We start from the raw sequence: 20115 nt of genomic DNA on the forward strand, positions 1-20115 counted from the left end.
ACATTTTTTTGTTACTTGCTCATCGTTTATCAATTATCATTAATAGTATTTAATTAGAATAGAAATGAAAAAAGTTTTTAGTATCCTAGCTATTGCAGGATTAATGTTCTTAGGAACTTCAAATGCATTTGCACAAGAAGAAGCTACTGTAGATTCTACTAGCGTAGCAGCAACTGAAACTGTTGCAACAGAGGAACCAAAAGAGGAAGCACCAGCAGCTGCACCAGAAGAGGCTAAGCCAGAAGCAGAAGCTACTTTCCACCAAATTTTAAAGCAACGTTTTATTGAAGGTGGAGCTGGATTTATGGGGATTGTATTGGTAGCATTAATCTTAGGATTAGCAATCGCTATTGAAAGAATTATTTATTTAAACTTAGCTACTACAAACACTAAGAAATTAGTTGCTAAAGTAGACGAAGCATTAGCTTCTGGAGGAGTTGAAGCAGCAAAAGATATTTGTAGAGATACAAAAGGACCTATTGCTTCTATCTTTTACCAAGGTTTAGATAGATCTACTGAAGGAATTGATGCTGCTGAAAAAGCTGTTGTTGGTTACGGAGGAGTTCAAATGGGATTATTAGAGAAAAACATTTCTTGGTTATCTTTATTTATTGCATTAGCACCGATGTTAGGGTTCATGGGAACAGTAATTGGTATGATTGATGCATTTGATGCTATTCAGGTAGCAGGAGATATTAACCCAGCAGTAGTAGCAGGAGGTATTAAAGTAGCCTTATTAACAACTGTATTTGGATTAGTTGTAGCAATTATCTTACAGATTTTCTATAACATTATTATTGCAAAAGTAGATAGTATCGTAAACAAGATGGAAGATGCATCTATTTCTTTAATTGACTTATTAGTTAAATACAAAAAATAATTAGTATTATGAGTAGTAAATTATCACAAATATTAACTATCGTAATACTTGTTATCGCTGTAATCGGTATCGTATTATTTGCAGGAGTTTTAACTGCTGGAGATGAAGCTGATGCTGTGTATGGTAAAGTAAGCCCAATGGTTGAGTTTTCAGCTTGGTTACTTTATTTAGCAGGAGCTATAACTGTTGTATTCGCTATAGTTAACATCTTTAAATCTCCAGAAGATTTAAAGAAGATTGCTATCAATGTTGCTTGTCTAGGACTTGTATATGTAGTTGCTTATGTAACTGCTTCTGATGCTGCGGTATTAGATGTACAAGGACAAATCTTAGAAGGAGGAGAAGCAGGTTCAACTTCAAAATTAATTAGTACAATTATTAATTATAGTGTGTACTTAGGAGCAATTGCTTTAGCAGCAGTTGGTTTTGGAGGAATTAAATCAGCAATTAAATAATAATAACAGATATGGCAAAGAGAGATATACCAGAAATCAACGCAGGTTCTATGGCAGATATTGCTTTCTTGCTACTTATCTTTTTCTTAGTAACGACTACTATGGATACGGATTCAGGGGTTTTTAGAAAATTACCTGAGAAGCAACCAGAAGATGTAGAACAACCGCCAGTAAAACAAAAAAATATCTTCGAAGTAAACATCAACCGTTTAGATGAATTATTAATCGAAGAGGAGCCAGCTAAAATCGAAGATGTTAGACAAATGGCTATTGATTTTATTGATAATGGAGGTGGAACGTACGAAGGTAAATCATGTGACTACTGTGGAGGAAAGAAAGATGAATCTTCATCTGACCACCCAGCAAAAGCAATTATCTCTGTACAAACAGCACAAACAACTTCTTACGGAATGTACATTTCGGTTCAGAACGAGTTGTTAGCTGCTTACACCGAATTAAGAAATAGATATGCAAAGAAATATTTAACAGGAAAGTATAAAGGATTATCTTATACAGATTTGTTAAATATTCAGAAAGCTGATAAAGAAAACGAAGATGTAAAAGCTGCAATCGCTAAGGTAAAGAAAGCTTACCCAGAGATTTTAGCAGATGCGAAACCAATTAAATAATAGAAGCGTATGTCAAAGTTTGGAAAAAAGAAAAAAGATGTACCTGCAGTAAACACTGCAGCATTACCAGATATTGTATTTATGCTTTTATTCTTCTTTATGGTTGCTACAACTATGCGTGAAACTACACTTTTAATAAAAGCACCAAAGTTACCAAGTGCAACAGAGGTGAAAAAGTTAGAGCACAAAAGTTTAGTAAGTACCATTTATGTTGGTAAATCCAAAAATGCATCGGGAGGAAAAGGAGATAAAATTCAATTGAATGATAAAATTTCTTCTGTAAACGATATACAGAATTTTATTTATTCTGAGAGAGATAAACACGATGCTGAAGAGCAAAAAGCGATGGTAACTTCTATCAAAGCGGATCTTAAAACAAACGTGGGTACTGTATCAGAAATTAAAGATCAATTGATTGATATAAATGCCTTAAAGATTAGTTACTCTTCGGGTACCGGAGATGTCTCTAACAACTTTAAATAATAAATTAACATCCGTCAATCGACGGATGTTTTTTTTATGAACCTTATGTTAAATTACGATAACGAATAGGTTTTCGAAACTTATTTATATAATTTCACATTCCGTTTCACATGTTGTGTAAATTGCACACGTAAACTTTAATAATAATAATTTAAATCATAATAATATGAGCGTTATAGTTAACATTCATGCAAGACAAATTTTTGACTCAAGAGGTAATCCTACTGTAGAAGTAGATGTAGTTACTGAAAACGGAGTTTTAGGTAGAGCAATTGTTCCTTCTGGAGCGTCTACTGGAGAACACGAAGCTGTAGAATTAAGAGACGGAGGATCTGATTTTATGGGGAAAGGTGTTTTAAAAGCTGTTGAAAACGTAAACACTAAACTTGCTGAAGAATTAATAGGTTATTCTGTTTTTGAACAAAATGCTATTGATAAAGCAATGATTGAATTGGATGGAACTCCAAACAAAGCTCAATTAGGTGCTAACGCTATTTTAGGAGTTTCTTTGGCTGTTGCTAAAGCTGCTGCTAACGAGTTAGAAATTCCTTTATACCGTTACATTGGTGGAGTTTCTGCGAACACTTTACCTGTTCCAATGATGAACATTGTAAATGGAGGTTCTCACTCTGATGCACCAATTGCTTTCCAAGAGTTTATGATTATGCCTGTTAAAGCAAAAGACTTTACTGAAGCTTTAAAAATGGGTACTGAAATATTCCACAACTTAGCTAAATTGTTACACGGACGTAACTTATCTACTGCTGTAGGTGATGAAGGTGGATTTGCTCCAACTTTTGATGGAACAGAAGATGCTATTGAAACAGTATTATCTGCTATCGAAAAAGCTGGATACAAGCCTGGTGACGAAGTAATGTTAGCTTTAGACTGTGCTTCTGCAGAGTTCTACGAAGATGGAAAATACAACTACGCTAAATTCGAAGGAGAAGGTGGAGCTATCCGTACTTCTAAAGAACAAGCTGAATATTTAGCTGAATTATCTGCTAAATACCCTATTATCTCTATTGAAGATGGTATGGATGAAAATGACTGGGAAGGTTGGAAATACTTAACTGAATTAGTTGGAGATAAAGTTCAATTAGTAGGTGATGATTTATTTGTAACAAACGTAGAGCGTTTGTCTACAGGTATTGAAAAAGGTATTGCAAACTCTATCTTAATTAAAGTGAACCAAATTGGTACTTTAACTGAAACTATTGCAGCTGTAAACATGGCACACAATGCTGGGTACACTTCTGTAATGTCTCACCGTTCTGGAGAAACTGAAGATACTACTATTGCTGATTTAGCTGTGGCATTAAACACAGGTCAAATCAAAACTGGTTCTGCTTCTCGTTCTGACCGTATGGCTAAGTACAACCAATTGTTAAGAATTGAGGAAGAATTGAGCGAAGTAGCTTATTTCCCACAAGACAAAGCTTTTAAAGTTCAGAGATAATTCTCTAACAAAGTAAATATTAGAAAGCCTTCTCTTAATTGAGAAGGCTTTTTTATTTTTATAGAACAAAGCTAAGGCTATTATCATTATTGAATGTAGCTAGATTTTGAAAATGATGATAAATGACAACTTGATGGAATATACAATCAGAAAAGGGGAATTAAAAGATGCTGAGGCAATTTTTGCTTTAATACAAGAATTGGCAGTTTTTGAAAAAGAACCGCATGCTGTAGAAGTTACAGTAGAGGATATACAATTAGATGGTTTTGGAGATCAACCTAAATTTGAAGTTTTTGTAGCTGAACAAAACGATGAAATATTAGGGATGGCTTTATTCTATTATCGTTATTCAACATGGAAGGGCAAAACCATACATTTAGAAGACTTAATTGTAAGAAAAAGAGCAAGAGGTAAGGGAATAGGTAGATTGTTGTACAATGAGGTGCTAACCTATGCACATGAACAGAAATTAAGAAGAGTAGAGTGGGCTGTACTAGATTGGAATACTCCAGCTGTTGAGTTCTATCAGAATTCTGGAGCCGAAGTGTACGATGATTGGAGAGTAGTGCAAATGAATGCAGCTCAGTTAAAGAAATATATTGATTCCATTTAGGATAAAAGAAGTATGAATTTAAAAGAGGTCTTTAGAATTCTGTTTTGTAATTATAGTCAATCAACCAAAATGAAACATCAATTTTGGAATGAGTTAGAAGCTAAATTATACTGATAAGGGGCGTTATTATCATAATTTACACCACCTAGAAAATATATATCAAGAGTTACTTCCTATAAAGAAACAGGTACATAATTGGGATATTGTTTTGTTTACACTTTTTTATCATGATAGTATATACAATTCACAGAGACAAGATAATGAAGAGAAGAGTGCAGTTTTGGCTGAAGAAAGAATGAAAACATTGGATGTTCCTAGGGATTTGATTGATTTATGTAGTTATCAAATAAGAGCGACGAAATCTCACGTGAAATCAGACAATCAAGACACAAATTATTTTACAGATGCAGATTTTTCTATTTTAGGAAAAGCTTGGGATGAATATTCAATCTATACTCAAAATGTGCGAAAAGAATTTGCTATTTATCCAGATTCGATTTACACGAAAGGGAGAAAGAAAGTATTAAAACACTTTTTAGAAATGGAGAGAATTTACAAAACAGATTATTTCTACCAAAAATACGAAGAGAAAGCTAAGTTAAATATGCAAAGGGAGTTGGAATTATTATAGAAAGCAATGAATAAGTTAAATACAGAATATTTTAGAACAAGAAACACACATAGATTATTAAGAGAAAAAGAGAAAAGAAGAGTCTATTCTTTTAAGGAACGATTGATAATGGTGTTGATTGGAATATTCATTATATGCTCTGTAATAATACTTCAAAATCATTTACTGAACAGGATAGAACAAAATGAATTAGAGCGTATGGAACTAAAAAAATAAAGCCTTCCAAGTAAGTAGTACTTGAAAGGCTTTTAATATTGTTGAAAACTATCTAATTACTTTGCAGCAGCATAGTTTGCAGAAACAGCTTCCCAGTTAATTACATTAAAGAAAGCGTTAATGTAGTCAGGTCTTCTGTTTTGGTAGTTTAGGTAATAAGCGTGTTCCCAAACGTCTAATCCTAAGATTGGTTGGTTACCACAAGTAACACCTGGCATTAATGGATTGTCTTGGTTTGGAGTAGAACATACGTTTACAGCCCCACCTTTAGCAACACATAACCAAGCCCATCCAGATCCGAATTGAGTAGCAGCAGCGTTAGAAAAAGCATTTTTAAACTCTTCAAAAGATCCAAAAGCAGTGTTAATAGCTTCTGCTAATTCTCCTGTAGGCTCTCCACCTCCGTTAGGAGACATTACAGACCAGAATAAGTTGTGGTTGTAGAATCCACCTCCATTGTTACGAACAGCTCCGTTAGTCATGTCTAAACCTCCTAAGATTTCTTCAATAGACTTTCCTTCTAAATCAGTTCCTTCAATAGCTCCGTTTAATTTAGCAGTGTAAGCTGCGTGGTGCTTTCCATGGTGAATTTCCATAGTTTTAGCATCAATATTTGGTTCTAATGCATCTAATGCATATGGTAAATTTGGTAATTCAAATGCCATTTTATTTATTTTTTATAATTGTGTATTCAAATGTACTAAACAGAACCTATTTATAGAAATTAATTGTTTCTATAATACTATAATTAAACTTTATACTTGTAATGAGCTTTGTTTTGTTAAGTTGTTGGTATATAGTGGTTTGTTTTATATTTCTTGTTTCAGTTGAAAGTTGAATTTTAGTTCTTCTCCATTTCTTTTAACAATCATCTTAATTTTCTTTTTGTCTCTTTCTTGAAATAGATAAATTATGTCTTCTAGCTTTAGATTGTAAAAGTATTTGTGGTTAATTTTTATGATGATATCTCCTTTTAAAATTCCAGCTTTGTGCGCAGGAGAACCTTTAACTACATCTTTAATTATGTACGAGGGTTTAAAGCTATAGGTATAAGCAAGTACAGAGGCTATAAGGTTTTTGTTATCACTACTTCCTGAGTTCGGAATCTTTTGTCTTACAAGCATCATCCCATTGTATACCACGTCTAGCCCGCTCATATTATAGTTAAAATCGCTGGTAAATGATCCTGTTTTCTTAAAAGTAACCTTGTAATTAGGGTAATCTAGCCAAATTTTAAATCTTTTGAGTATTCTACCTCCTATACTTCCATTTCTAGCTTTAAATTTTCTTGCAATTTGGGTAGATTTTTCATCAAGTAAAGAGACGGTTGGACCTTTAATTTCAAATTGACCTAGTTTAAATTTAGTTAATCTGCTTCTTTTTCCATAAACGTGTCCACTAATTCCTTCTCCTAATAAATCATTAAAAAAACGTTTAGGGGTTTTAATATCTTTCTTAGAGTCTTCAAAGAGCCAAATGGCATCACTTCCTCCAGAATCAATTAATAATTTTACATCAATTAGTTTTTCTCCCAAGCTATCCAAACTAATTTGTGTGTCTATATATGGTTTTTTACCACTTAAGGTAAGTGGTTTGGTTACGCATTTTTTACACTTTTTGTATTGGAATGTTTTTGGATTGTGGAACGTTATTTTTTTGTGTTTATAATTGATTTCAACAATTAAGTTTTTTAATAAGCTATAGCCAATAATACCGTGTATGGTTATTCCCATTCTTCCAGAAAAATCTAATGGATTATTAAACGTAACTACAGCAGTTTCGTTAGAGGAACTAAGACCTTTTATACTAAAAACATTATTTTTTGTAGTAATTGTTTTTACACTTTGTCCTAGACCTAAACCTCTAATCATGGTATTACTTGTGTTGGCAAAGTGAATGCTATCTTTTTTAGAAGGGGCAAAAAGAATGGTTTTATTTACTCCTGTATCTAAAATAAAAGAAGATTTTTCTCCATTTACATCTATAGGAATAACAATAATGTTGTTGATTAGTTGAAAGCGGATGGTTTGTTTTTCTTTTAAGGGATCTTTAAAATAAAAACCAGACTGAGCATAGCTACTCACAATAAAAAAGCAACTAAAAACTATATGAAAAAGTTTAGATTTCAATAGACTCTGTTTTAAACTAAAGATACAAATTATAACGAGTAAACAGACTAAAATATAAGGTGTTAACTTATATGTTTTGCAGGTCGTCTTCTGTGGATGTTTTAATAGAGTTTTGTTTTAACAAACTGCAAAAGATACCGTCACCATCGGTTAAATTCCCTGTAAAAGTTCCATCATATATTTTGCCACATCCGCAAGAGGGAGATTTAGATTTTAAAATAGCTTGAGTACAATTGTTATGGAGGGTAATTTCTAAGGCTTTTTTAGCTCCATTAAGATAGGCTTTGGTAATATCCTTACCCTCTTTGTTAATGATTTTGTTTCCTTGCTTTTCTGCTGAAACTCTAGGAGTAGATAAGCCACCCAATTCTTCTGGGCAAACAGTAATTGCTTTTCCTTGGGCTACCAAATCTATGATGTATTGATTGGGTTTCGCTTTTCCATCAAAACGACATGGAATATTTGCCAAACAAGCACTAACTACTTTCATGATTTAAGCGTTTGCTTAAAGATATAAATAAACAAATCAACGAATAAAGGTTAGCTTGTTAAAAGTTTTCCATTTAAAAAGTTCTAGTAGTAAGCATCCAAAAACTAGAATATATTCCAAACCTACAAGCCATAAATTTTCTTGATAAGTACTACTTATATAGGCACTGTAACTAAAAATAACAGCATAAGACCATACTACGGCAAAATTAAATCTTGTAAACAAACTAAGAAACAAAGGAATTGCAATATACCAAGGATGTACTATACTAGATAAGAAATAGTAACAACAGATAACAAATAGCATACTTGTAATAAGCGTTACCTTTTTCTCATTTTTTCTTAAGAAAGACAGTGCTAGCGTAATCGCGATTACTATAAATGGTGTAACCTTACCTACACTTTGAATAATATTGTATCCTTTTACTTTATAACCAATTGCTCTAATTATATAATAAATACTGGCATTGAATTCAAAATTTTGAAAATACAAGTGAATACTAGACATAAAGTTGTCTAGTAGGTCTTGGCTTAAAAAAGGAATGAATAAAATAATATTTACAGCAGCTACAATAACTCCATAAACGATCATTTTCTTGAAACCCAATTTTCTAAAAAATACAGGCAAGAAAATCAAGGGAATTAACTTTATAGATATAGCTCCTGCAAATAAAGTAGCAGATAAATGGTTTTTAGATTTGAATAGGTAATAAAGACTAGCACTTAAAAGTGCAATCATCATTCCTTCGTAATGCAAGTTGCCTGTTAATTCTATAATAATAAACGGGTTTAAAAAATATAGGAATATCTTTTTACTATCAATTCTAAAAAGTTGTAATAGCTTGGTTCCGTAAAATAGGGTAACCAAATCAGACAGCATTAATGTAACTCTCATGATAATGGTACTCAACAATAAGTTTTTACCATCTAACAAGGCAGGAATTCCAAAAGCATATTGATTAAGAGGAGGGTAGCAAGTGTAATGACTCCCATTCATACTTCCCATTCCCTTGTACAAGGTTGCTCCTTCTGCAATAATACTCGTATTGTTTTCGGGTAGAATTAAATAAGGGTTAATTCCTGTAACCCAGGCTCTACCGTCCCATAAAAAACGATAGAAATCATCAGAAAGATTAGGTATTGCAAGAATACAAATAAACCGAAATAGGATTCCAGCAAACACAAGCGATTTGGTATTTAAAACACTGTATTTATATAGGAGTCCAAAGGCAATAAATAACAACGAATACAAAGCAAAAACTCTGGTAAAATCTGTTCTAACAGTATGGTAAGCAAACAGAAAATAGGCAAGGGCAGAAAGAAAAACGACCAACAAGCTATGCTTATTAGTCATTTTAAATGTTGTATTAAATATTTTCATAGCGTTCTACTTATAGCTTGTTGGTCGTGTAATAAAAGAGTTTGTTACATGTTTTTATTCAAAAAAGTACTTTTAATAAACCATCAACCTAAAAGTAACTATACTTTTCTATACACCGATTTGTAAAAAATAAAACCGAAGCCCAAGAATAACATTACATGGAAAATTAACATTCCAGAATCAAAAGGCATGTACCATTCATTTGCGGCAAACAATGTTTTAGCATTAAACGTGTAATTGGTGTTTTTGTCGTTTTCTCCAATATAACGTACCAACCATGCACTTACAATTCCAAATAAGAAATAACAACATAAAATCCCTTCGTAAACCACATTCTTAGAAGGTTTTTTACGAATGTATTTGTTGTTTTTCCAATTATCAGCTAAGGATTTAATATTGAATTTAGGTGTACGTACAAATTCACTTCTTTTTCTTCTGTGTCCCTCTATTACCGCTCCTGAATTATTTAAAGACAATCCCATAGCAACACTAAAAAAGGTAAAGAAGGTTCGTGTATATTTTACAAATAGTTTTAACCCTTTTTGCTGACGGATATTTTTGTACACATGCCAATAACAGATAAAAAAGATCAACGTACTAAGAGCAAAGAAACTCATGGCAATAAAGTAGACCTTAAAATCTGAGTAGTAATTTTTAATGTAAAGCATTGGTACGCTTAGAATACCCACTACAAATACATTTAAGAACATAGTACTGTTTAATAAGTGTAGTACACAATGTGCTTTGGTTTTAAAAGACAAGTCTGAGCTTACAATCTTGCGGAACATTTTTTGGAAATTTTCTGCTCCTCCTTTGTTCCATCGGAATTGTTGAGAACGTGCAGCACTAATTACAATAGGTAGTTCAGCAGGAGTTTCCACATCTACCAAATATTTAAATTCCCATCCTTTTAATTGTGCTCTATAACTTAAATCTAAGTCTTCTGTTAAGGTATCTCCTTGCCAGTTTCCGGCATCGTAAATACATTCTCTTCTCCAAACACCGGCTGTACCATTAAAATTGATAAAGTGACCTTTGGCATTTCTCCCCATTTGCTCTAATGTAAAATGCGCATCCAAAGCAAAAGCTTGTATTTTAGTAAGTAAAGAATATTCTCTATTAATGTGCCCCCAACGGGTTTGTACCACACCTATTTTTTTGTTTTTAAAGTAGGGGATGGTTTTGTACAACCAGTTCGTTTCTGGTAAAAAGTCAGAATCGAAAATAGCAATGAGTTCACCTTTGGCAATTTCTAAGCCCTCTTTTAAAGCACCTGCTTTAAACCCCTCTCTATTGGTACGAGTAATATGTACAATATCTAAGCCTGTTGCTGCTAGTTTTTCTACTCTTTCTTTGGTTTTTGCAACGGTTTCATCGGTAGAGTCATCTAACACTTGAATTTCTAGTTTCTCTCTAGGATACTCAATTGCAGCAATGTTTTTTAACAATCGCTTCATTACATATTTTTCGTTGTAAACCGGTAGTTGAATGGTAACATACGGTACTTCATCAAGTTTACTTAAATCATACTGCGGACAAGTATCGTTTTCTTTTCTATTTCTTTTTACAGCCTTTAGGTAATTAAAAAGCAAGTTTAATTGAGCCAAAGCATAGAAAAAGACCATCAGTAGAGAAATGATATAAATAATCATTAAGAACCAACTAAAGGTAAACCAGAAACTAAAATCTTCACTTAAAAAAAATAGTACAACTCCTCCCATTGTTATTATTTAAAACTGTATTTAAAAATCCAGGTTAATATCTTTACACCCGCAAAGATAGTCCCTTTTACTGTACCCGATACCTTAGAGACTCCTATTCTCTTTCTATATTTGACAGGTATTTCTGTATAGTTTAGTTTGTTTTTTACAGCTTTTAGCTGCATTTCTACGGTCCAACCATAAGTTTTATCTTCCATCTCCATGTCTAATAAGCATTGATACTTTATAGCTCTAAAAGGGCCTAGGTCTGTAAAATTAGCGCTAAAAAAGAGTTTCATTAAGAAGGTAGCCAGCCAGTTTCCAAAAACTTGTTGTGGAGTCATAGCTCCTTTTTCTACTTGCGAATTGTTTCTAGAACCAATTACAAAATCGTAATCTTGTGTTGTTATTGGTAAAATAAGTTCTGTAATTTGTTCTGGATAATCAGAGTAATCACCGTCTAAGAAAACTATAATGTCTGGTGTTAAGTTATGGCTAGCAACATAATCCATTCCTTTTAAACAAGCATAACCATATCCCATCTTTTCTTCGTTAAGAACGGTAGCTCCTGCATTTTTTGCTGTTTCAAAAGTGTTGTCAGTAGAGTTATTGTTTACAACAATTACTTGGCTAACTACATCTTTAGGAATGTCGTTAACAACCTTTGCTATAGACTCTTCTTCGTTAAAAGCAGGTATAATAACAATTACTTTATTCATTTATTTGGTTATAATCTTTTTGAAAGGAATTCCAATTGGTCCATTCCTTTTGTTGAACCCCTTTTTTAAAATATTTCCCTTTTACTATTTTGTTGTTTTTATAGTAAACACACAAACCGTCTATTTCTCCATTTTTCATTTCGCATTTATGAGACAATTTTCCCATAGCGTTAAAGAATACCCACCATTTACTTTTCTTATCTTCATAAAACTCCCCCTTTTTAAGTGGCAGTCCTTTAGCTGCGAAAAAATGCCAATATCCATCTTTTTTGTCATTTTTAAAATTTCCAGATGCTATTAAAACATTATGATTCGAATAAAATTTCCAGTACCCGTTTTTTAAATCATTTTGATACCAGCCTTCTTGTTTAAGTGTTTGGTTGGGAAAGTATTCTTTTTGATAGTATTTATTATTGGAATAAAACTTTTTTTGATGGGTGCGTTGGTTGTTTTTAAAATATTCCCAAGAACCGATTCTGTTATTTTGCTGATAGGTTCCTAAGGAATCTAAATGCTGGTGGGTAAAGTATTTCCAAACACCAGTTTTAAGTCCTTGCTTATAATTACCAACGGAGTCTATTTGTTGATGTGAGCTATAGGTCCAGCTTTTGTCTTTTTGATTGTTAAAAAAATAACCCATAGCGATTTTATTTTTGCCTGGATACTCTTTCCAAAAACCAGTTTTTTGATCATTTTTAAACCAACCCTCCGCAGTTAATATTCCAGAAGAGTTATAATTTCTTTGATAGTATTTATTCGTGTTTTTTGTATACGTTCTCCAATACTTAACAGGGTGGTTGTTTTGTGTATACCACTCGTATTGTAGGGTGCTATCCGGAAAATATTCTCGATGTAAGACTTCCTCTTGTTGCGAAAATGCAACAAAAGGAAGTAGTATATATATGTAGATTAGTCTACTAATCATTCTTTTTTGTCATGCTTAATAAATCTATGTCGTTACCAAAAACAACATCTTGTACTTCTACACGTGAAGCTCCTGTATCGGGTCCGTTTTCTAGTTTTAAAACTCCTCTAGGACATACTGCAGAGCAGACTCCACACCCTACACAAGAGGAACGTACTATGTTTTGTCCCTTTTGCGCATAAGACCTTACATCAATACCTTGTTCACAGTACGTAGAACAGTTTCCACAAGAAATACATTGTCCACCGTTGGTGGTAATTCTAAATCTAGATTTAAATCTTTGTACCAATCCCATATAAGCTGCTAACGGACATCCAAAGCGACACCAAACTCTGTTCCCCATAATAGGATAGAATCCTGTTCCAATTACTCCAGAGAAAATAGATCCAATAAAGAATCCATACCAGGTTTGTACATCGTATGCAGAAATACCAAAAGCCAATTCTTTCCAACTAGGAATTTCAGCAAAATAAACATATAAAGTTAACCCTGTCATAATAATAGCAAAAGCCAAAACTCCATGAATCAACCAACGTTCTACTTTCCAAGAGAATAAAGATTTATCGGACAATTGACGGTAAGGGTCTCCTAGAGTTTCTGCCAATCCTCCACATCCACAAACCCAAGAACAGTACCATCTTTTCCCATAAAAATAGACCATTACAGGAACAATTATTAATGTTAACACAATTCCCCAAACAAACATAAAAATCCCTAAGTTTCCACTCTGCATTAATCCGTTAATGTTCCAATCAAAAAAGAAAGTATAGTTTAAGGGCCAAGCATTTTTAAAATCGAACCATGGTTTGTTAAAGGCAACTAATATTTCTGGAATTAAGAAAGCAAATGCTACTTGAAAGAATAAAACAACAGCTGTACGGATTAATTGGTACTTGTTGTGACGGTATTTTATAAACATTCTGATGGCAAAAACAGTCATTACCGAACAGTACATAAATCCGTATAAAAACCATTGACTTGCAGCGTTTCCACTCAACGATTTACTAACTCCGTCTACTGCCAAAATAGGGTTTACAATATAGTTAGGGAAAAAGTATAAGAAAAAGTAAAATCCAATAAAAAAGAAAGCTGTTACAAAACCTAAAACCCCTCTGTTGGTAGCACTGTGCTGAAAAATTCCATTGTTTTTAATTCCCGCAGGTCCTAATAATTTGTAGTCTGGAATAAATACTAGCAAACCACCAATAATTGCCAATCCAAAGGTTAAGAAGAACCACAAAGCTGTGTTTTCTACAAACCATCCGGTAGCACTATTTCTAATTAATGGATAAATGTATTCTTTGTATGTTTTACTCCATTTAAGGTGTACTACTTTCTCCCATTTTATTTCTGGCTGACTTTTTTGAAAAGCATTAGAATCTTTTATATTTTGTATAATGCTACTAGACAATTGCCAAGAGTTTAATTCTTGGTTTACAATCTCTTTTTTAGTGTTTTCTATAAACACTTCGCTCTTGATTCCTTTGCTATTGATCCACTGATCATAAGCTTCCGGAGTTACTTTATATGTTCCTGTAAATAGGCTTCCAATAAAAAAGGTAAAGCCTAAAAAGGTGATTATATATCCTATATTTTTAATTGTTTTCATTCTTTTAGATATGTTTTAAGATAGACAGCTAAACAAATACACGAATCAACGATTAAACGTTCATAAAGATTCGTTTCCAACTTTTCTTTTTAGCTTTTAGTTGCGTTCCGTTTTCTGAGTTGAATTTTGATAAGATTTCTTCTTCGTGTTGTGCGTAGAATTCAGGGTCGAAGTTGGCATCCTTTAAATGTTCTAGCACATGATGTACCGATTGTTTTTCATTCAACCATTGGTCAAACTTTTTGTGTCTCATTCTAATTCCAAAAGTGTTGATTCCGATGAATTCTTTAGAATCTTTATCGTAATTAATGTGGATACACTTTTTACCGTCTTTGTGTTCCCAGTAAAAACGAGCTTCATTTTCTTTAGGTTTTGCCCATACCCAACCATAGGTTTGATATTCTATATCTAAGAATTTTGCAGAGTTAAACCATTGCCCAGGTTGGTATTCCGATGGTTTCCCACAAATGGTTCTAGCCACGGTTTCTCCCATCATTCTACCCGTGTACCAAACCGCTTCTATAGGTCTGCGTTCTCCAATACCCTCGTGTTGTTGGGCACAATCTCCAATAGCATATACATTTGGAATGTTGGTTTCTAATTGTCTATTGACCAAAACACCACGACCCAATTCAATTCCTGAATCTTTTAAGAAAGCTACGTTTGGACTTACGCCTGCGGTTAAACCTACCAGGTTACAGCTTATAGTTTCTCCTTTGTCTGTAACAATGGCTTTAGCTCTTCCATTTTCATCAGAAATAATTTCAGAAAGACTTGTTCCTAATTTTAAATCGATGTGATGTTCTTTAATGTGTCTGTTTACCATTTCCGATTCTCCATCTGGTAAAACTCCGTTCCAAAAACTACTTTCTCTTACTAAGAAGGTTACAGGAATTCCTTTGGAAACTAACATTTCTGCCATTTCAATTCCAATCAATCCACCACCTACAATTACTGCTCGGTGGCAATCTTTGGAATATTCCGTAATGGTATCTAAGTCTTGCTTAGAATACATTCCAGTAACCGCTTTTAAGTCTTGACCAGGCCATCCAAATTTGTTGGGTGTAGATCCTGTAGCTATAATTAAATCGTCGTAGTGTAGGGAAGTTCCATTGTCTAAAGCCAATTCTTTGGTAGTTGTATTCACAGAATTTACATAGGCTTTTACCAATTCGATTCTGTTTTTTTTCCAAAACCAGTTTTCGTAAGGTTGTGTATGTTCAAATTTCATGTGACCCATAAAAATGTACATCAAAGCAGTTCTGGAGAAGAAATAATCTGTTTCTGCAGAGATGATGGTAATTTTATGATCGGACTTTTTGCGGATGTGCCTTGCAGCGGTAACCCCTGCAATTCCATTCCCTATAATTATGACGTTTTTCATAAGTAAAAGCGTTTTTGATTCTCAATTTACAGGTTTTAAGTCGCAAGCTTTTCCAAGTTCTTAAAAAAAAAGTGCTATTTAGAGTTTTTACAAATTAAGTTTTGAGTGTAAGGAATTGAGGAAAGTGGTTTGCAAATAGCTTTTTGAAAAGATGAGCAACTTTGTGTAAGCCGATGGAATAAGGTATATTTGTAGTATGCGAGCAGTTGATTTACGAAATAAATTGGTACAGTTAATAAACTCAGTTGATGAGGATTATCTAAGAGAACTCTTTGCTTATACAGAACAAAAAGAAGCAGATAAAAATTCTGGGATTGTTGGGTATACGGTACAAGGAGAGCCTTTAACCAAAGAAATGTACCTGGAAAGAGTACAAAAAACAGAAGCAGCTGTTAAAGCAGGAAACTTTACTACAATTGAAGATTTAGAAAAAGAAGCTGAAAACTGGTAGATGACGGACAAAAAGGTTAGCATAATTTGGTCCGATCAAGCTAAGTTGGATTTAAAGTATATTCATGACAGAGTTCTAAAGAAAACCAAAACTCCTGCTTATGCTAAAAATGTTACCTCAGATATTATAAAAGCGAGTAAAGAAATAAACTTTATTACTCAATACCAAGTAGATGAAATTTTAGGAGAGCCATACAGAAGAATGATTGTAAGGCATTTTAAAATTATTTACAAAGCAGAAAGTAACACCTCTATTATCATTTTAGAAATTTTTGATTCTTACAGGAATCCTTTGGGAGTGAGGAAGTAAGTTTCAGCAGCGATATCTAATTATAAATTCAACTCTTTAAAAAGAAGTTGTAGACTATTTTTTTAAATTTTCAGGGAAATTTCATTTATAAATGGAAAGTTTTATAATAAATCCTTAAATTTACGAAGGCCTACTCGGAAGCCTTCCACTCATCATTGAAAAGTTGTACTAACACCGTTTACTTTACCATTTATATAATATATTCTCGCTTATGGAGAATGGTAGATGAGTGACATTTTTTCTAGCGATTTTTAAATATATTATCCAATGGAAAAAAGAGAGAAACATAACGTTGATTATGTAAAAAGACAAGCTAAAAAACTAGCAAAAGAAAAAAATATCCCTCACTATCAAGCCTTAGACCTTATTGCAAAAAAACTGAATTACAATAATTGGAAGCATTTCATCAATGAAAACAAAAATTATAACACATTCAAGGATTTATCAGTAATTCCGATAGAAGAATTAAATGGTTTAGGTATTAACGGATTTTTATATGAAACAGAAGTGTTTGATCCTAAAATCTTCTCTAAAACAAAAAGAATTGAGAAAATAAGAGCTGAGATAAAAAAGTACTTTACAAAAACAAAATCTTTTAACTCTACTATAGGCTCTAGAGGTTTAACACGTAATCTTGAAATACATATTGGAGAATATGTAGCTTACGGTGAGTTGATTTATGCTATGTATTTAGAAGGTTACAAGATAAAAAGATACCATCCTGGAATTAATTGTCATTTCAATATAAGTTCAATTGGTTTGAGAAATTTAGTAGAGTCAAACAAACTCCTAGAATCTTTAAACACATCATGGGAGTATGAACTTGAAGATTATCTGCGACTTAATAGAAAATTTAAAAAATACAAGTATCACTTTAACTTAATAATTAGACTTTTAGTAGGAGAGAATCTTCCTAAAAAGAATATTTATGGAATTATTGGAGCTGAAATAGGTGAAACTTCAGAAATTATTAGGGAATGGTTTTCTATTGAACAATTAAGTAGTGAATTAATTCCTGGTGAAAAATTAAGAAGATTATCTATGATTTTTGGATTTGAACCTGAAAAATTAAAGAACTATAAAAACAAAGTATAGAAACTCATGTTGTTAAATGGGGAATTGCTTTTTCAGTTCCTCATTTAACATTATATACATAACCATTAATTTTATAATGTATAAACCCCATTAAAAAATGAGGTCTTTTAGAAAATAAATACGAGTATAAAATTACACTCTATGTAATTTATAAGGATATACTTTTCCAGCATTCCACTGGCATACGTATAAGTTTTTATCATCGTCTACACATACGTCGTGGCAGTGTTTAAAGATAGGTTCGTCTTGCAATACCAATTCTAATTTTCCTTTTTTGTACTTTGGTTTGGTTCCTCCGGGGTTGGAAACTACTTTGTTGTTTTTATCCAGAATCGTAACAAAACCTTTGTTCATCGTCATATTATAATTACCTTCTTCCATTCCAAAACAGACCCCAGAATAGATGTTTTCACCATCAATTACGGGTCTGCTTACATAGGCTCCCGGAATGTAGATGGTTTCAATATACTTACCATCTAATGTAAAACGTTTAAAGGCATTTTTAATTCGGGCAGAACAGATTAAGGTGATATTATTCGGGTCACGGTTGTCAATAGCGATTCCGTGTGCTTGTTTGAATTTATGAGGTTGTAAAAAACTATCACCACCAAATTTTCTAATAAAGTTTCCTTTGCTATCGTAGTGTAACATAAACTGAGAACCATAACCATCCGCTACATAAATATCTCCGTTAGGGGCAATGGCAGTTTCGGTAGGGGTGAACTTTGCATGTGCTTTGTAAGCCCCCGTGATTTTCGGATTTTTCAATTCAAATAGAATTTTACCATCTAAGGTGGTTTTGATAATTCGTCCTCCATTATCCGTGATGTATAAAAACTCTGTTCCGTTTTCATCGTGTAAAGTCAAACCGTGCGCACGTTTTAGTCCCAAAGTCCAACTTCCTAGAAACTTTCCAGATTTATCGTAAATGATAATGTTGTTCTTAGGATGATCGGTTAACAAGAAGATTCGCTTTTTACTGTCCATCACCATTTCATGACAGTTCTTTACAGGTGTCTTTTTAGGATCTAGATTTCCCCAACCTGTTTCTACTCGGTATTTAAAATCTCCATGCCCTATAATTTTACTCTCTAGCTTAGGTCTAGAAGGTAAAATTTCAAAAGTTGAAGCAGCTATGGAAGGAGCTACAGTACTTGTTAGTGCCAATGCAGATGCTGATTTTATAAATTGCCTTCTTGAGTTGTTGTTTGTAGTGTTGTCCATGGAATTAAATACCTGTATTGATCGTTAATTTTGTTTTAGAAGCAACTTCTGCTGCTTTCTCCTTAGTAATTTGTGTTTGCCAAGCATAGACTTTTTTCAACAAAGGCATCTTACTTAACAAGGCCAAAGTTTCATCTGTGATTGCGTTTCTGTGAATGTTTAGGATTTCGAGATGAGTCAAATTACTAATTTTTTTCAAATGTGAATCGTCTATGTTGTTATTCGCTAAATTCAAATACATCAAATGATTGCACTGAGCGATAACACCTAATTCCTCCTCAGTTACGTTGAAGTTGTTGAGGTTGAATTTGTAGATGTTATCCTGAATTCCTAAATCAATAATCGTTTGGAAAGACGGTCTTTTTTTAGGAGAAATCGGAGTCATTTCTATCAAATGATTTTCTTCACTTAACATTTTTGGGTTCCAACCTGCTTGTCGTAAATCTTGATAATTTTCATCACTAATTTTAGTTACTTTGATTTTTTCGTACAAAGGTTTTGGTGTTAAATCCAAATTGTATTGGTCTAACAACACAAACTGAATTTCATCCGAAGTGTTGTCTGCGGATAGTACTAATTCTTCTCCTTTAGCCGTTTCTATCCAGTATTTTAACAAGGCCATTTCCTGATACGTCAACCGTTCTCCTTTTGGAGGCATTAGCTTTACATCAGACTTAGGTAAAATAACACGTTGAAAAATTTCATTGTCCCAAGTTTTGGTAAATAAATAGTGCCCGCTATCTCCACCTTCTGCTAAATGAGCTAAAGAGGTTAAATTCAAACCACCTTTCATTTTACCATCGTTGTGACAGCTGTAACATTTTTCTTCAAAAATAGGAGTGATTAAATGCTCGTAAAGTTTGATAGAATCACTTGATGCTAAACTGGATTCCTCATCATTTTCCTCTTGCGGACTCATCAAAGGTTCTGTTAAATAGGTAGCTCCATGAGTCAAAACCCCTCCGTAATGTCCCGTTAATGAAATCAGTGTAATAATGACTAGAGCACTGGTAGCGTATACTTTGTCTTTATCAAAAAAGCGACTCCAAAGAGCTACGAGTGCAAATACAGCTGTAATAATCCCAAAGATTTTATGCAATTGTAGCACATCAGATTCGTAACCACCTTCCCAAGACAGCAACCAGCCTAAAACAGATGCTCCTACTGATGAAAGAAATCCAAGAACTAAAATAAATAAGACACCAGATTTTAAGCTTTTTCTTTTTTTTCCTTTAAAAAAGAGGTCTATCAAAAAAGCAATCAATAAAAACCCGATGGGTAAGTGTACAATTAATGGGTGTAACCTCCCCAAAAATGAAATAATGTCCATTATA

The 20115-nt window shown here is 33.1% G+C and carries 22 protein-coding genes; 11 read left to right on the top strand and 11 right to left on the bottom strand.

The window, feature by feature from the left end; translation table 11 throughout:
- Window positions 1-64: 64 nt before the first annotated feature.
- From ACXHHC_RS14725 to ACXHHC_RS14760, 8 genes are all read left to right on the top strand, one after another.
- Window positions 65-880: a MotA/TolQ/ExbB proton channel family protein gene (locus ACXHHC_RS14725; protein WP_458227127.1), complete on the top strand. Its 816-nt coding sequence runs from the start codon at window positions 65-67 to the stop codon at window positions 878-880.
- A gap of 8 nt (window positions 881-888) precedes the next feature.
- A complete protein-coding gene (locus tag ACXHHC_RS14730; protein WP_458227128.1) occupies window positions 889-1335 on the top strand; it encodes a hypothetical protein in 447 nt (148 codons plus the stop codon).
- A gap of 11 nt (window positions 1336-1346) precedes the next feature.
- Window positions 1347-1964 carry an ExbD/TolR family protein gene (locus ACXHHC_RS14735; protein WP_458227129.1) on the top strand — a complete coding sequence of 206 codons (618 nt, stop codon included), beginning with the start codon at window positions 1347-1349 and terminating at the stop codon, window positions 1962-1964.
- A gap of 9 nt (window positions 1965-1973) precedes the next feature.
- On the top strand, window positions 1974-2447 hold the full coding sequence (locus tag ACXHHC_RS14740; RefSeq protein ID WP_458227130.1) for an ExbD/TolR family protein: 474 nt from the start codon (window positions 1974-1976) through the stop codon (window positions 2445-2447).
- A gap of 166 nt (window positions 2448-2613) precedes the next feature.
- The gene (eno, locus tag ACXHHC_RS14745; RefSeq protein ID WP_458227131.1) at window positions 2614-3906 is read left to right on the top strand and encodes a phosphopyruvate hydratase; all 1293 of its coding nucleotides are present in this window, start codon (window positions 2614-2616) and stop codon (window positions 3904-3906) included.
- 133 nt (window positions 3907-4039) lie between these two features.
- Entirely contained in the window at window positions 4040-4519 is a 480-nt protein-coding gene (locus tag ACXHHC_RS14750; protein ID WP_458227132.1) for an N-acetyltransferase family protein, read from the top strand.
- A 208-nt stretch (window positions 4520-4727) separates the two neighbouring features.
- Window positions 4728-5150, top strand: coding sequence for an HD domain-containing protein (locus ACXHHC_RS14755; protein WP_458227133.1), 423 nt, complete (start codon window positions 4728-4730; stop codon window positions 5148-5150).
- 6 nt (window positions 5151-5156) lie between these two features.
- Window positions 5157-5366, top strand: coding sequence for a hypothetical protein (locus ACXHHC_RS14760; protein WP_458227134.1), 210 nt, complete (start codon window positions 5157-5159; stop codon window positions 5364-5366).
- Window positions 5367-5422: 56 nt separating this feature from the next.
- Here ACXHHC_RS14760 and ACXHHC_RS14765 read toward each other — a convergent pair whose 3' ends face one another.
- From ACXHHC_RS14765 to ACXHHC_RS14805, 9 genes are all read right to left on the bottom strand, one after another.
- Window positions 5423-6031 carry a superoxide dismutase gene (locus ACXHHC_RS14765; protein ID WP_458227135.1) on the bottom strand — a complete coding sequence of 203 codons (609 nt, stop codon included), beginning with the start codon at window positions 6029-6031 and terminating at the stop codon, window positions 5423-5425.
- Window positions 6032-6175: 144 nt separating this feature from the next.
- Complete coding sequence (locus ACXHHC_RS14770; protein ID WP_458227136.1) at window positions 6176-7495, bottom strand: aspartyl protease family protein; 1320 nt, start codon at window positions 7493-7495, stop codon at window positions 6176-6178.
- A 67-nt stretch (window positions 7496-7562) separates the two neighbouring features.
- Window positions 7563-7985 (bottom strand): DUF523 domain-containing protein, encoded by a 423-nt coding sequence (locus tag ACXHHC_RS14775; protein ID WP_458227137.1) that lies wholly within the window; start codon window positions 7983-7985, stop codon window positions 7563-7565.
- A 36-nt stretch (window positions 7986-8021) separates the two neighbouring features.
- A complete protein-coding gene (locus tag ACXHHC_RS14780; RefSeq protein ID WP_458227138.1) occupies window positions 8022-9365 on the bottom strand; it encodes a glycosyltransferase 87 family protein in 1344 nt (447 codons plus the stop codon).
- 98 nt (window positions 9366-9463) lie between these two features.
- Window positions 9464-11017: a cellulose synthase family protein gene (locus ACXHHC_RS14785; RefSeq protein WP_458229264.1), complete on the bottom strand. Its 1554-nt coding sequence runs from the start codon at window positions 11015-11017 to the stop codon at window positions 9464-9466.
- Between the two features lie 74 nt (window positions 11018-11091).
- On the bottom strand, window positions 11092-11784 hold the full coding sequence (locus ACXHHC_RS14790) for a glycosyltransferase family 2 protein (protein ID WP_458227139.1): 693 nt from the start codon (window positions 11782-11784) through the stop codon (window positions 11092-11094).
- Window positions 11777-12709, bottom strand: coding sequence for a hypothetical protein (locus ACXHHC_RS14795; protein ID WP_458227140.1), 933 nt, complete (start codon window positions 12707-12709; stop codon window positions 11777-11779). The genes ACXHHC_RS14790 and ACXHHC_RS14795 overlap by 8 nt, the downstream gene beginning before the upstream one ends.
- Window positions 12702-14318, bottom strand: a complete 1617-nt coding sequence (locus ACXHHC_RS14800) for a 4Fe-4S binding protein (RefSeq protein ID WP_458227141.1) — start codon at window positions 14316-14318, stop codon at window positions 12702-12704. Before ACXHHC_RS14800 ends, ACXHHC_RS14795 begins: the two co-directional genes overlap by 8 nt.
- 52 nt (window positions 14319-14370) lie before the next feature.
- Window positions 14371-15702, bottom strand: coding sequence for an NAD(P)/FAD-dependent oxidoreductase (locus tag ACXHHC_RS14805; RefSeq protein WP_458227142.1), 1332 nt, complete (start codon window positions 15700-15702; stop codon window positions 14371-14373).
- Between the two features lie 196 nt (window positions 15703-15898).
- Here ACXHHC_RS14805 and ACXHHC_RS14810 point away from each other — a divergent pair, with 196 nt between their 5' ends.
- The 3 genes from ACXHHC_RS14810 (at window position 15899) to ACXHHC_RS14820 (ending at window position 17557) form a co-directional block, all read left to right on the top strand.
- Window positions 15899-16153 carry a hypothetical protein gene (locus tag ACXHHC_RS14810; protein ID WP_458227143.1) on the top strand — a complete coding sequence of 85 codons (255 nt, stop codon included), beginning with the start codon at window positions 15899-15901 and terminating at the stop codon, window positions 16151-16153.
- On the top strand, window positions 16154-16462 hold the full coding sequence (locus tag ACXHHC_RS14815; protein ID WP_458227144.1) for a type II toxin-antitoxin system RelE/ParE family toxin: 309 nt from the start codon (window positions 16154-16156) through the stop codon (window positions 16460-16462).
- A 267-nt stretch (window positions 16463-16729) separates the two neighbouring features.
- A complete protein-coding gene (locus tag ACXHHC_RS14820; protein WP_458227145.1) occupies window positions 16730-17557 on the top strand; it encodes a hypothetical protein in 828 nt (275 codons plus the stop codon).
- A 132-nt stretch (window positions 17558-17689) separates the two neighbouring features.
- Here the strand turns inward: ACXHHC_RS14820 and ACXHHC_RS14825 are convergent, their stop codons facing one another.
- Both ACXHHC_RS14825 and ACXHHC_RS14830 read right to left on the bottom strand, forming a co-directional pair.
- Window positions 17690-18781, bottom strand: coding sequence for a 6-bladed beta-propeller (locus ACXHHC_RS14825; RefSeq protein WP_458227146.1), 1092 nt, complete (start codon window positions 18779-18781; stop codon window positions 17690-17692).
- A gap of 4 nt (window positions 18782-18785) precedes the next feature.
- Entirely contained in the window at window positions 18786-20111 is a 1326-nt protein-coding gene (locus ACXHHC_RS14830) for a DUF2231 domain-containing protein (RefSeq protein ID WP_458227147.1), read from the bottom strand.
- Window positions 20112-20115: the final 4 nt, after the last annotated feature.

The organism is Wenyingzhuangia sp. IMCC45574, assembly GCF_054182685.1.